This is a genomic window from Polyangium sorediatum, assembly GCF_029946465.1.
In the GTDB taxonomy this organism is placed as follows: domain Bacteria; phylum Myxococcota_A; class Polyangia; order Polyangiales; family Polyangiaceae; genus Polyangium; species Polyangium fumosum.
Genome location: NZ_JARZHI010000013.1, coordinates 100,236 through 112,590 on the forward strand (window position 1 = coordinate 100,236; position 12,355 = coordinate 112,590).

At 69.4% G+C, this 12,355-nt stretch carries 14 protein-coding genes; 7 read left to right on the forward strand and 7 right to left on the reverse strand.

Translation table 11 applies throughout. The features are described 5' to 3' along the window. Nucleotides 1-9 precede the first annotated feature (9 nt). The gene (locus tag QHF89_RS17330) at nt 10-1,380 is read left to right on the forward strand and encodes a DEAD/DEAH box helicase family protein (protein WP_136969352.1); all 1,371 of its coding nucleotides are present in this window, start codon (nt 10-12) and stop codon (nt 1,378-1,380) included. Continuing rightward, a complete protein-coding gene (locus QHF89_RS17335) occupies nt 1,367-2,578 on the forward strand; it encodes a DUF790 family protein (protein ID WP_136969308.1) in 1,212 nt (403 codons plus the stop codon). The genes QHF89_RS17330 and QHF89_RS17335 overlap by 14 nt, the downstream gene beginning before the upstream one ends. 4 nt (nt 2,579-2,582) lie before the next feature. Here QHF89_RS17335 and QHF89_RS17340 read toward each other — a convergent pair whose 3' ends face one another. Both QHF89_RS17340 and corA read right to left on the reverse strand, forming a co-directional pair. Continuing rightward, nucleotides 2,583-3,584 (reverse strand): ADYC domain-containing protein, encoded by a 1,002-nt coding sequence (locus QHF89_RS17340; RefSeq protein ID WP_136969307.1) that lies wholly within the window; start codon nt 3,582-3,584, stop codon nt 2,583-2,585. A 172-nt stretch (nt 3,585-3,756) separates the two neighbouring features. Beyond that, complete coding sequence (gene corA / locus QHF89_RS17345; protein WP_232379572.1) at nt 3,757-4,920, reverse strand: magnesium/cobalt transporter CorA; 1,164 nt, start codon at nt 4,918-4,920, stop codon at nt 3,757-3,759. Nucleotides 4,921-5,023: 103 nt separating this feature from the next. Here corA and trxA point away from each other — a divergent pair, with 103 nt between their 5' ends. Then, on the forward strand, nt 5,024-5,665 hold the full coding sequence (gene trxA / locus QHF89_RS17350) for a thioredoxin (RefSeq protein WP_136969306.1): 642 nt from the start codon (nt 5,024-5,026) through the stop codon (nt 5,663-5,665). 120 nt (nt 5,666-5,785) lie between these two features. Here trxA and larC read toward each other — a convergent pair whose 3' ends face one another. The 4 genes from larC to QHF89_RS17370 form a co-directional block, all read right to left on the reverse strand. Continuing rightward, a complete protein-coding gene (larC, locus tag QHF89_RS17355; protein ID WP_232379584.1) occupies nt 5,786-6,994 on the reverse strand; it encodes a nickel pincer cofactor biosynthesis protein LarC in 1,209 nt (402 codons plus the stop codon). Then, entirely contained in the window at nt 6,991-7,194 is a 204-nt protein-coding gene (locus tag QHF89_RS17360; protein ID WP_284720607.1) for a hypothetical protein, read from the reverse strand. The genes larC and QHF89_RS17360 overlap by 4 nt, the downstream gene beginning before the upstream one ends. Before the next feature lie 50 nt (nt 7,195-7,244). Further along, nucleotides 7,245-8,030 (reverse strand): nickel pincer cofactor biosynthesis protein LarB, encoded by a 786-nt coding sequence (gene larB / locus QHF89_RS17365; protein ID WP_136929842.1) that lies wholly within the window; start codon nt 8,028-8,030, stop codon nt 7,245-7,247. 88 nt (nt 8,031-8,118) lie between these two features. Beyond that, nucleotides 8,119-8,625, reverse strand: coding sequence for a DUF1579 family protein (locus tag QHF89_RS17370; protein WP_284720608.1), 507 nt, complete (start codon nt 8,623-8,625; stop codon nt 8,119-8,121). Between the two features lie 75 nt (nt 8,626-8,700). Here QHF89_RS17370 and QHF89_RS17375 point away from each other — a divergent pair, with 75 nt between their 5' ends. The 4 genes from QHF89_RS17375 (at nt 8,701) to QHF89_RS17390 (ending at nt 11,548) form a co-directional block, all read left to right on the forward strand. Next, nucleotides 8,701-9,360: a hypothetical protein gene (locus QHF89_RS17375; RefSeq protein WP_136969303.1), complete on the forward strand. Its 660-nt coding sequence runs from the start codon at nt 8,701-8,703 to the stop codon at nt 9,358-9,360. Between the two features lie 40 nt (nt 9,361-9,400). Then, complete coding sequence (locus tag QHF89_RS17380; protein ID WP_136969302.1) at nt 9,401-10,786, forward strand: TldD/PmbA family protein; 1,386 nt, start codon at nt 9,401-9,403, stop codon at nt 10,784-10,786. A 101-nt stretch (nt 10,787-10,887) separates the two neighbouring features. Continuing rightward, entirely contained in the window at nt 10,888-11,202 is a 315-nt protein-coding gene (locus QHF89_RS17385; RefSeq protein ID WP_136969301.1) for a hypothetical protein, read from the forward strand. Between the two features lie 13 nt (nt 11,203-11,215). Next, nucleotides 11,216-11,548 carry a hypothetical protein gene (locus tag QHF89_RS17390; RefSeq protein ID WP_136969300.1) on the forward strand — a complete coding sequence of 111 codons (333 nt, stop codon included), beginning with the start codon at nt 11,216-11,218 and terminating at the stop codon, nt 11,546-11,548. Nucleotides 11,549-11,673: 125 nt separating this feature from the next. Here the strand turns inward: QHF89_RS17390 and QHF89_RS17395 are convergent, their stop codons facing one another. Beyond that, nucleotides 11,674-12,336 (reverse strand): helix-turn-helix domain-containing protein, encoded by a 663-nt coding sequence (locus QHF89_RS17395; RefSeq protein ID WP_136969299.1) that lies wholly within the window; start codon nt 12,334-12,336, stop codon nt 11,674-11,676. Between the last annotated feature and the right edge of the window lie 19 nt (nt 12,337-12,355).

Sequence of the window (12,355 nt, forward strand, 5' to 3'; positions counted from 1 at the left end):
CCCGAGATGATGAGCGATGGCCTCCGCCTCGCGTTTCAGGGCGGCACCGTGCGCCTCGACGGCCTCGCGCAGGACGACGCGACGAGCCTGCCGCCCGCTTGCGCATGGGACGCGCGCGAGAACACCTTCCGCCTCCCCGCGTCTTCGTACGCGGACATCGTCCTCTGGCTGCGCGCCAAGAAGCTCGCCTTCACCGACGAAGCGCGCACCTACGACACGCTCGACGTCGAGCCCGCCGCGCGCCACGAGCCCTTCCCGTACCAGCGCGAGGCGCTCGACGCGTGGGCCGCGCATCGCTTCCGCGGCGTCGTCGTCCTGCCGACCGGCGCGGGAAAGACCTACGTCGCGACCATGGCCATCGCCGGCCGCAAGCGCTCCACGCTCGTCGTCGTGCCCACGCTCGACCTCTTGAACCAGTGGTACGACATCCTGGCCGCCGCGTTCGGCCGCGCCATCGGCGTCATCGGCGGCGGCTACCACGAGGTCGAGCCGATCACCGTCACCACGTACGACTCCGCGCACCTGCACATGGATCGGCTCGGCGGGCGCTTCGGCCTCGTCGTCTTCGACGAGTGCCATCACCTCCCGAGCCCCTCCTACCAGCTCGCCGCGCGCATGAGCATCGCGCCCTTCCGCCTCGGCCTCACGGCCACACCCGAGCGCACCGATGGCCGCGCCTACGACGAGCTCATCGGCCCCATCGTCTATCGCAAGGACATCACCGAGCTCTCCGGCGAGTACCTCGCTTCCTACGAGACCGAACGAATCAGCGTCCCGCTCTCGCCCGAGGAGCGCGAGGCCTACGACACCGCCCGCGGCGAGTACGTCACGTTCCTCCGCGAAGAGGGCATCCGCATGTCGGCGCCCGACGGCTGGAGCCGCTTCCTCTACCTCTCCTCGCGCAGCGACGCGGGCCGCCGGGCCTTCCTCGCCTACCGCAGGCAACGCGCGCTCGCGCTCGCCGCGCCGGGCAAGATCAACGTCCTCGCCCGCTTGCTCCACAACCACCGGCACGACCGCACGATCGTCTTCACCGAGGACAACGCGACCGTCCACCAGATCTCGCGCCGCTTCCTCCTGCCCGCGATCACCCACCAGACCCGCGTCAAGGAGCGCAGCGCCATCCTCGCCGCCTTCAACGCCGGCGACCTCACGGCCGTCGTCACCTCGAAGGTCCTGAACGAAGGCGTCAACGTCCCCGAGGCCAACGTCGCCATCGTGTTGAGCGGCAACGGTTCGGTCCGCGAGCACGTCCAGCGCCTCGGCCGCATCCTACGCAAGGGAACGGACAAACGCGCGCTGCTCTACGAGCTCGTCGCCGAGAACACCGCCGAGCAGTACACGAGCGACAAGCGGAGGGAGCACGTTGCTTACAAGTGATCTCCTCCGCGTGCGCCGCAAAGGCGGCCGCGTCCTTCCTCGTTACCTCCGCGGCGACGACGCCGAGCTCGCCAAGACGCTCGCGAAAGACTTCGTCCGCATCCTCGGCAGCGCCGTCGGCCACAGCCGCGACGAGATCGAAGCCGCGCTCGACGCGGTCCCCGTCCCCGCCGACGCGCGCCTCGTCGGCGACGGCCTGCGCAAGGTCCTCGACGGCCAGTGCACGTGGACCGTCCCCGCCGGCGTCGATCCCGAGGAGATCCGCCGCGAGGTCTTCCTCGCCGCAGCCCTTGCCCACCGCGCGCTCGACGTCCGCAGCGAGTTCGATCGCGACGCCGTCCTCGCCGAGCTCGCGCCGCGCCTCGGAAAAACCCCGGCGGAGATCGACGCTGCGCTCTACGCCGATCTACGCGAAAACGAGCGGCTCGAAGCCTTCCGCCCGATCGGCCCCGACGCCTTGCTCGAGCGCTACGACCTCGGCCTCGCCCAGGCCGTCTTGCTCAAGGCCACGCGTGTCACGATCCGCGTCGCCGACGAGGGCCCGGATCGGTACCGCAGGCTCTTCCGCGCCGCGCGCTTCCACGGCCTCATCCACGTCGTCGAGGGCTCGCCGCAGGAAGGCTACACGATCACGCTCGACGGCCCGTGGAGCCTCTTCGACGCGGTCCAGAAGTACGGCCTGCGCCTCGCCATGTTCCTCCCGCAGGTCCTCGCGTTCCGCTCCTTTCACGTCCGCGCCGAGCTCGCGTGGGGCAAGGCCAAGACCCGCGCCGTCCTCGAAATCACCCCCGAAGACGGCCTCGTCTCGCACGTCGCCGAGGCCCCCTCCACGGGCCCCGATCTCGACGTGTTCAAGCAGGCCTTCGAGCGCCTCGGCTCCGAGTGGGTCGTCACGGACAACGATCACGTCTTCGCCCTCCCCGGCGAGATCGCCTGCGTCCCCGACCTCGTCTTCCGCAGCGAGACCACGGGCGAAGAAGTGTTCCTCGAGGCCTTCGGCTTCTGGAGCCGACAGGCCGTCTGGCAACGCGTCGAGCTCGTTCGCAAGGGTTTTCCCGCGAGGTTCCTCCTCGCCGTGGGCAAGCAGCTCCGCGTGAGCGAGGAGGTCCTCGGCGAGGACGAGGCTGGCGAGATCTATGTCTACCGCGCCACGATGTCCCCGCGCGCCGTGCTCGAACGTCTTCGTCGCAAGGGCTGACACGTCAATCCGTGGGCAGCGCCGACTCGTTGCCGATGAGCGAGCGGGCGAGCAGCGGAACGCCAAACCCCTTCGCCGTGTGCAGTGTCGAGCTCGACCCTCCGCAGTCGTACGTCGGCTGCGCGCTCGCCCATCGCGACTTGCACACTTTGTTCACGTACGCAGCGACCGATCCGCCCGTATCGCCGTGCCACCGCGTGTGCTCGATGCAGCGCGCGCCCATCGGCGTCCACTCCGCCTCGAACGCGAAGTCCGTCACGGCGGCGTCCTGGATCCCGAACTCGTCCCACACGTCCACGGGCGTCCCGTCCTGCGTGTGGGGCACGCCGTCGCCGCAGTAATCGGCGCGCAGCATACGCGTGCACGTCTGGTGCAGAAGCGCGCCGGGGATCTCCTTGCACACGCCCGGCGTGGCGCACTCCGTCACGCTGCTCCACGGCTTGTAACCAAGCTCGACGCACTTCGCGATCGCGAACGGCCTGCACGCGAAGGTGAAGGTCGTGTCGGACGGCTGGTGCATGCCGCTCGTCGGCTTCTTCTGCGAGTAGTCCCAGGTGCCCGCGAGCGGGATCGCGCGGCGCGGCGTACCACTCGACGTCGTGCCGCAGAGGCTCTTCCACGTGTTCTGGCTCGTGTTCGACAGGTACGAGACCTCGTACAGGAACACGTCGGGGCGCGTCGACGGCACGCGATCGTCGATCCGCAGCTTGATCGTCTGCCCGTTGCTCAGCGTGCCTGTGAGCGTCCCGCCGACGAACGCGTCCGGGGCGAGCGGCGCGCCCGACGCCGTCTTCCCGACGAATGTCGTCCCTTCGAGCGTCACCCCGTTCAACGCGAGCCCGTTCAGCGCGAGCCCGTTCAACGCGAGCCCGTTCAACGCGAGCCCGTTCAACGCGAGCCCGTTCAGCGCGAGCCCGTTCGTCGTGCTGAGCGCCTGAACGGACGTGATGACCTCCTCCTCTTCGGGCTCTCCCGTCGGCTCGGTACAAGCGGAGCCGAAGAGCATTCCCAGGAGGATCGGGGCCCCAAAAGCGGCGCGTCTCCATCCATTTTCGGACGTGCAGGACATCCACGAATGCATGTTTCTCCCCTCTCTCGAACCGCAGATGCCCCGTCGCGCGGGCGCGTTTCGCCGGGGCCGGAGGGAAGCAACAAACCGTCGCCTCGAGATCCGTGGCTCACGGATCGCGGCGACGGTTCCCGATCCAACCCTTTCGCCAATAGAAGACGAAGAGCCCCGCCACGCTCAGCAACATGAGCCCGATCGAGGCCGGATATCCGAACCGCCATTCCAGCTCGGGCATGTTGTACGGCGAGATCTTCGTGTCGAAGTTCATGCCGTACACGCCCGCGATGAACGTGAGCGGCAGGAAGATCGTCGAGATGATCGTGAGCACCTTCATGATCTCGTTCATCCGGTTCGACACGCCGGAGAGGTGCAGATCCATGAGGCCCGACGCGATCTCGCGGAACGTCTCGACCATATCCATCACCTGCACCGCGTGGTCGTACGTGTCGCGCAGGTAGATCCGCGTGTGCTCCTGGATGTGCGGCGATCCGTCCCGGAGCAGCGAGTTCGCGACCTCGCGTTGGGGCCAGATCGTCCGCCGCAGCGCGAGCAGATCCCGCTTCACGTCGTGGATCTGGTGCGCCGTCCCGTCCTTGCCCTGCAGCGCGTCGAGCTCGATCTCGTCGAGCCGGTCGCTGAGCTTCTCGAGCACGGGGTAAAACCCGTCGATGATCGCGTCGAAGAGCGCGTACGCGAGGTAGTCGGCGCCGCCCGTCCGCATGAGCTGCCTTCCTTTGCGGATGCGCTCGCGCACCGGTTCGAGCACGTCCGCGCTCGGCTCCTCCTGCACCGTCAGCACGAAGCCTTTGCCGAACACGATCGCGATCTGCTCGGTCACGAGCGCGCCCTTCACGTTGGACTGCGCCATCCGGCAGATGATCACCTGCTGCTCCGGGTACACGTCGCTCTTCGGCCGCTGCGGCACGTTCACCACGTCCTCCAGCGCGAGCGGGTGGATGCCGAAGATCTCCCCGAGCCGCTCGAACGTCGGCTTGTGCCCGATCCCCTGCACGTCGATCCACGTGACGCTCGGGCGGTCGTCGGTCAGGTAAGGCACGGCCTCGTCGACCGAGTCGATCCACTTCTCGACGATGTGCTCGAGGCAGTAGTCGATCAGGTAGATCTTCGGCTTGTTCGGGTCCTCGACGAGGAGCGTGCCGGGCGGCGCGCCGGGCGTGGGCTCGTTCGAGAGGATCAGGCTCGGCCGGGGCCTCTTGCGACCCGAGGCCAGGCTCTTCGACGAAGGCGGCGGGGCGTCCTGGGTGTCCTGCACGGAGGACATCCTACCGAAGGCCCGGCCTCGATTCGCCGCTCGCTTGCGCCGATGGGCGAGACCCCTCGCCATCGGCCTGGACTCTCGCTATGGACTTCCTCCCATGCCGGTCCCCGTCATTTCCGAGCAAGATTTCGAACGCGAGGTCCTGCGCAGCGAGCTGCCCGTCCTCATCGACTTCTACGCCGACTGGTGCGGCCCCTGCAAAACGGTGGCCCCCGAGGTCGAGGCGCTCTCGCGCGAGCTCGAAGGCAAAGCCAAGTTCGTCAAGGTGAACATCGACCAGAGCAAGCGCCTCGCGCAGGCGATGCGCGTGCAGGCCGTGCCGATGTTCATGGTCTTCTTCCGCGGCCGCCCCGTCGCCGGAGAACAAGGCGCCGTGCGCAAGGCGCGCCTGCGCGAGCTGCTCGATCCCTTCCTCCCGCGGGCCGAGGGCGCCATCCGCGTGCAGGAGCTCGCGCAGCTCCTCAAGCAACACCAGGTCGTCGCCGTGGACACGCGCGAGGCCGCTGCCTACAACCGCGCGCGTATCCCGGGCGCCGTCAACATCCCGCTCGAAGAGATCGAGACCCGCCTTGCCGAGCTCCACATGCTCCCAGGCGAGCCGGTCCTCTACGACCGCGCCGGCGACAAGGCGAAGGTCGTCGTCGAGACGCTCGCGAAGAGCGACGTGCAGATCGCGTTCCTCGAGAGCGGCTTCCTCGGCTGGGAAGCCGAGGGCCTTCCGATCGAACGACCCGATTGAGCCTCTTTGCATCGACCGCATCGCGGTCGATGCACCTGAGGTCCAGGGCTGTGCCCTGGTTCGGATCCAGGGGCGAAGAGCCCCTGGTCGGGCCCGGGGTGAAACCCCGGCGCATCGCCTTCAGACGGCCAGCGCAGCCAGCGCAGCCTGGATCACCTCACGCAGCGCCACGCCGTGTGTCTTCGCCGCGGCTGCGCAGTCCTCGAACTCCGGCTTGATCTGCGGCGGACCGAAGGGCCCCTCGCTGATCTTCACGCGCACCCGCCCGTAGGCCGTGTCCACGGCCACCGTGCGCCGCGGCCGCTCCGTCCGTGTCACCGGGATCTTCCGCAGCCCGATCGACGTCGTCTCGCGCAGGAGCGTCGCGCCTACCGCGTCTGCTTGCGGCGCTGGCGCGAGCGCTGCGATCGTCAGCGCTGGCCGCCCCTTCTTCATCGTGATCGGCACGGCCCACGCGTCGAGCGCGCCTGCTGCGAAGAGCGCCTCGATTGCGTGCGCCGCCATCTCGCCCGTCATGTCGTCCACGTTCGCTTCGAGCACCACGTGCGACGCGCCGATCGCGGGCTCGTCCGTGTCGCCTCCGCGCGCGCCGAGCACGACCCGCAGCAGGTTCGGCCGATCCGGCAGCTCCCGCGACCCTGCGCCCCAGCCCACGCGCTCCGGCGCGAACGTCGGCCACCGCTCGAAGCGGCCTGCTGCCGTCGCGAGAATCGCCGCGCCCGTCGGCGTCACGAGCTCCGCGTCGAGATCCACGCCGTACGTCGGCACGCCGCGCAGGCACTCCACCGTCGCTGGCGGCGGCAGCGGCAAGATCCCGTGACGTGCCTTGACGAACCCTCGCCCCATCGGCAGCGGCGCGCCCCGCACCTCGGCCCCGAGGTACACGAGCGCTGCGGCTGCGCCCACGATGTCCACGATCGCGTCGACCGCCCCCACTTCGTGGAAATGCACCTCGTCGAGCGGCATGCGGTGCACTGCGCTCTCCGCCTCGCCGAGCCGCCGGAAGATCCGGCGCGCGAGCGCTCGCACCTCGGGCTCGAGCGGGCAGGACGTGAGCATCGCGTCGATCGACGCGTACGTCCGCTCCGGCTGCGGCGTCTCCACGTGCACCTCGAACGAGGTCGACACGATGCCGCTCCGATGCACGTGCCCACGCTCCAGGAACACCCCTTCGAGCGGCAGCGCCGCCACCGCGTGCTCGATCACGAGCAGCGGCACGCCGAGGTCGAGCAGCGCCGCGATCGTCATGTCCCCTGCGACGCCGCTGAAGGCGTCGAAGAACAGGATCTTCCCGACCCCCGAGCCCTGCTCCAGGAGCGGCGTCCTCACCGGATGCTCATGCCCGCGCCCGTGCTCGTGCCCATGCACATGCCCGTGATCGTGCGAAGCCGCGGGCGCATGTGCGTGGGTGTGCGGGCGCTCGTGCGTGTGCGCGTGCCCGTGATCGTGCGCGTGATGCACGTGGCCTGGGCCGTGCGCATGAGCGTCGTGGTGATGGTGATCGTGCCCGTGGTCATGGTCGTGCCCATGCCCATGCCCATGATCGTGTCCGTGTCCGTGCACGTGCCGTGCTCCTTGCTCAGCCTGCGGTCTTCGGCGGCTCGATCGCTTGCGACGCCTTCGGCATCATACGGTGCACCGCCATCGCCGCGCCGAACCCGTTGCCGATGTTCACGACCGACACCCCCGACGCGCAGGACGTGAGCATCGCGAAGAGCGCCGTAAACCCCGAGAGCGCCGTCCCGTACCCCACCGCCGTCGGCACGGCGATCACCGGCGTCGCGACCATCCCGCCCACCACGCTCGGCAGCGCCCCTTCCATCCCGGCGCACACGATCGCCGCGGACGCGCGCCGCAGATCCTCCACGCGGTGCAAGAGTCGATGGATCCCCGCGACCCCGATGTCGTAGATCCGCAGCGGCTCGAGCCCCAGCGCGGACAGGGTCTCCGCGGCCTCCTCGGCCACCTCGTTGTCGCTCGTCCCCGCCGTCACGACCGCCACCGGCGCGCACGGCCGCTTCGGCGGCGGCGCGAGCTCCACGCTCCCCGTCCGCGCGAGGGGCGCGTAGCGGAAGCTCGGCACCCGATGCCCCACGATCGCCGCCTTGTGCGCGTCGATCCGCGTCACGAGCACGTTCGTCCCGGCGCGCACCATTTCCTCGGCGATCCCCGCGATCTGCTCGCCGCTCTTCCCCTCGCCGAAGATCACCTCCGGCACCCCTTGCCGGAGCGCGCGATGATGATCGACCGTCGCGTACCCGAGGTCGCGAAAGGGCAGGCTCCCGAGCGCCTCGACGGCTTGCTCGACCGTCACGTCCCCACGCCGCACCCGATCGAGCAGCTCCTCCACGCGCCTCGGATCCATCTCGGGAGCCCTTAGCCCGGTGGAAGCCCGCGCGCAACGCACGGCCGATCCCGCCGCAACGCGCGCGCTCGACCTCGCCCGTTCCCCCTCACGCGCCGCGCGCGAGCGTGATCTCTACGCCGAGAAACTCCTGCCCGTCGGGCGTGATGTTGTACATGCGGATCGTGAGCTTCTCCGCCTGCGCGTCGTCGATCACGGTGCGCCATCCCCAGTGCGGGTGCCCTTCCGCTGCGAAATAACGACCCCGAACGTCGATGTCCGTCCCACGGCCCTCGGACACGAGGATCATCGTGCCCGTGTGGAAGCTGTCCACCCACGAGGTCCGCCATAGCTTCTCGCCCGACTCGAAGGCGATCAGCATCTCCCCGACGATCGGCTTCCCCTCGACGCTCGATCGATACACGAACCGCACGAACCTTCCGCCCAGGATCCCCGCGATCCGCCCTTCCCAGGCCGCGTCGAGAGGCTCCGCGCCCGGCCCCATGATGGTCCGCGCCGTCCCCCGCCATTCGCCCGCGAGCCGCGCCAGACGCTCGTGCTCGCTGTCGCGCTCGTAAGGCGTTGTCGGCTCGGTTTCGAGGTTCACTTGTTCCATGCAGCGCAGCATAAACGACCTGCCCGTGGACATCCCAGCCCACCCGCGCTAGCCCGGCTCCCTCCGCGTCCGCCCATGCCTGCACCCCTCGCCCCGCTCTTCGGCTTCACGCTCGGCGTCCTGCTCGCATGGCTCGCCCGCTTCGAGGACAGCCTCGACGAACGCCCCGTCGCCTCGACCTGGGATCGCCCGACCCTCGCCGTCGCCCTCTACGCCCTGCTCGTCTACGCCCCGGTCTCGGCCTACTTCGCCGTCTTCGCCGCCGACTGGTCGTTTGCTTACCTCCTCGACGGCCGCGCCCTCCCGTCGGCTTTGCAGCTCCTCCTTGTCCTCCTCGACGCCGCCGCTCCCGTCCTCGGCTTCCTCGCCGGCCGCCGCGCCCTCGCCCGCCGCTCCCTCGCCGCCCTCGCCTGGCTCGCCGCCCTCCCCCTCGCCGCCGCCACCGTCCCCCTCGTCGCGCTCCACGCGCGCTTCGGCATCGACGCCACCTACGACCAGGTCCAGAGCGACTTCGGTACCCGCCCGCTCCCGGGCAGCCCGCTCGGGTATGCCGTCCTCTGGATGGACGGGATCCTCGTCGCCGGGGCTGTCTTCACCGCGCGGACGTTGTCAACCTTCGACGCCTCCGCCGCGCTCCCGGCACGCCCCGGACGGCCTGCGCCGCCGGTTCTGCCCTCCGAGCCCGTCTCGGAGGAGCCGCCGCGCTTTCTCGGTCGACCCCGGAGGCCGCGCTGATTGACGAGCGTCCGGTTGTCCACCACGCTCTGCCCCCACGATGACCGCGCCGAACCGGCTCGAGACCGAGATCGAAGAGTTGAAGAACCTCGCCGCGGACGTCGTCCGGCGCGCCCGGGCGGGCGGCGCCGACGTCGCCGAGGCCATCGCGCGCTCCGGCTCCGAGCTCAGCACGAAGGTCCGCCTCGGCGAACCCGAGCTCGTCGAGGAGGCCTCGCACAAGAGCCTCGGCATGCGCGTCATCAAGCAGGGCCGCGTCGCCCTCACCTCGACCTCGGACCTCACCGCGCGGGGCATCGACCGGTTCGTCCGTGACGCCCTCGAGCTCGTCGACATCTCCCAGGAAGACCCGTTCGCCGGCCCGGCCGACCCCTCGCTCATCGCGACCGGCCCCTTCCCGGACCTCGAGCTCTACGACCCCAAGGGCGGCGACGTCACCGCGGCCGAGGCCATCGACATCGCGCGCCGCGGCGAGCAGGCGGCCCGGGACGCCGACCCTCGCATCACGAACAGCGACGGCGCCACCTTCAGCCGCACCGCCGGCATCTTCGCCCTCGTCCTCTCGGGTGGCTTCACGGGCGGGTATGCCGGCTCGTATGCCTCGCTCGTCGTCTCGCCCGTCGCCGAAGACGAGGGCGGCAAGAAGCGCCGCGGCTTCCACTGGACGGCCAAGCGCCACCTCGACGCCCTCGACGCGCCCGAGGCGGTCGGCCGCGAGGCCACGCGCCGCACCCTCCGCAAGCTCGGCGCGCGCAAGGTCCCCACCTGCGAGGCGCCGGTCGTCTTCGACCCGGACGCGGCGCGCGCCATCTTGGGCTTGCTCGCCGGCGCCATCATGGGCAGCTCTGTCTGGCGCAAGTCGAGCTACCTCGTCGGCCGCGAGGGCACGCGGGTCGCGAGTGACCTCGTCACCATCGTCGACGACCCCTTGGTCCTCCGCGCCCCTGGCTCTCGACCCTTCGACGGCGAGGGCCTCGCGGCGCGCAAGAACCTCGTCGTCGAGCAGGGCATCCTGAAGACCTACCTCTGCGACAGCTACAGCGGCCGCAAGCTCGGCCGCCCGCCCACGGGCAGCGCGTCGCGCGGCGGCGGCGGCGGCGTCGGGCCTTCCACCTCGAACTTCATGCTCCTGCCCACGCAGACGAAGGCCGCGGACATCGTGAAGAGCACCCCGCGTGGCCTCTACGTCACGGAGATGATGGGCTTCGGCTACAACCCCGTCACGGGCGATTTTTCGCGCGGCGCGGCGGGATTCTGGATTGAAAACGGCGAGCTCGCGTTCCCGGTCAGTGAAGTGACCATCTCGCTGAACCTCGATCAGCTTTGGCAACGCATCGACGCGGTCGGCGACGACCTCGATCTTCGCAGCTCCACGGCTTCGCCTACACTGCGAATTTCCTCGATGACGATCGCCGGCTCGTCCTGAGCCGGTCGAAATCCCTACAAAGCACATTTGCGCGTCAAATTTGACGCGCACGTACATGCGATTTCTCCTATTCTCCGCCCTGGAGGTTGGAGAATCGAACGATGAGAACGCTTTCTCGAACTTTGGGTCTGGCCGCCCTTGCCTTGCTGGCCGGCACTGGCCTCGGGTGCGCTCCGTATGGCGCGCTCTGCGAGGAAGAGATGAGTTGCCGCGACGGCAACGACGCGGACATCGATGCCTGCATCGTCGGTTACGAGACGCGGGAAGATGTCGCCTCGATCTATGGCTGCGAGGATCGCTGGGACGGCTACCTCCTGTGTATGGAGGAGAACTTCCGCTGCGATGGCAATAGCTGGACGACGCGGGACAACTGCAACGACGAGCGAAACCGTTACAACGATTGCGTTGGCGATTAGGAGCGCGACGACGATGAAACCGCAATGGATCTTGCTTGCCGCCCTCGCGCTCACCCCGCTCGCCGCTGGCTGCGGCAGCGTCGTCACCGACGCCTGCGACAAAATCTGCGATTGTCAGGACTGCACCGAGCGCGAATATGATGAATGTCTCGTCGAGGGCGACGGCGCCCAGGAGACGGCATCCATTTATGGCTGCGACGCCGAATACGAGGAGCTGACGATCTGCGTCATCGAGGAGTACCGGTGCACGGCGGGCGTGTGGGCCCCCGACCCGACCGATCTCCTCGCCTGCGTGAGCGACGCGAACGACCTCGGCCAGTGCCGCGATCGCGGCTCCCGCCTCTAGCGCTCGATCCCCGACGAACCGCGAGGGGCCTCGGGGCCATGCTCGGCTCGCCCGAGCGTGGCCCCGCCCCTGCAATCCGCTCCGTCGGACAGCCGAGCGGAGCGCGTCGTTTTACCGCGACGAACTCACCGCGACGAACCGCCTGCCGCGCGCGGCGGCAGCTCTTCCACGGCCTGCACGGCTCCGGCCGGCTCGTTTGCATTCGCGGCCGCGGCTGCGGCTCCGGGCGGAGCCGCCACGGGCGCCACCGGCTCGGGTACGAGCAAGGTCCGAAGGCCCTGCGCGTCCGTCCGGCCCACGCGCGTCACGAAGGCGGGCAGCCCTGCCGCCTCGTCGCTCAGCACGACGAAGCGTGCATCTCGACACGCCCGCTCGAGCGCTTCCATCCAGCGCGCCACGTCCACGTCCACCGCGACCGCTTTCGCGTCCACGATGAACACGTCCGGAGGGTCCGATCCCGCGAGGACGAGGGCATCGTAGGGATGCTTCACGTCCCGGAGCGGCATCATGTCCCCGAGCGCGCGGGTGACATGGGCGAGCGTGTCCTTCGAGCCCACCACGAGCCCGCTCTTCGCGCTCGCCCGCGCGAGCTCCCGGGGCACGCTGTAACCCCAAGCTCGCAGGAATTCCGCCACGTCGGCTGCGCGGAAGCGCAAGTGCCGCCCTGGCGTGCGAAAATGTGCGATCCGGCCACGATCCACCCAGTTATGGATGGTCTTCAGATCGACCTCGCACAGCGCTGCGAGGTCGGACGCGGTCAGCAGTTTCTCTCCACGTACTCCGGCCATCGTCCGAACTCCACGCGAA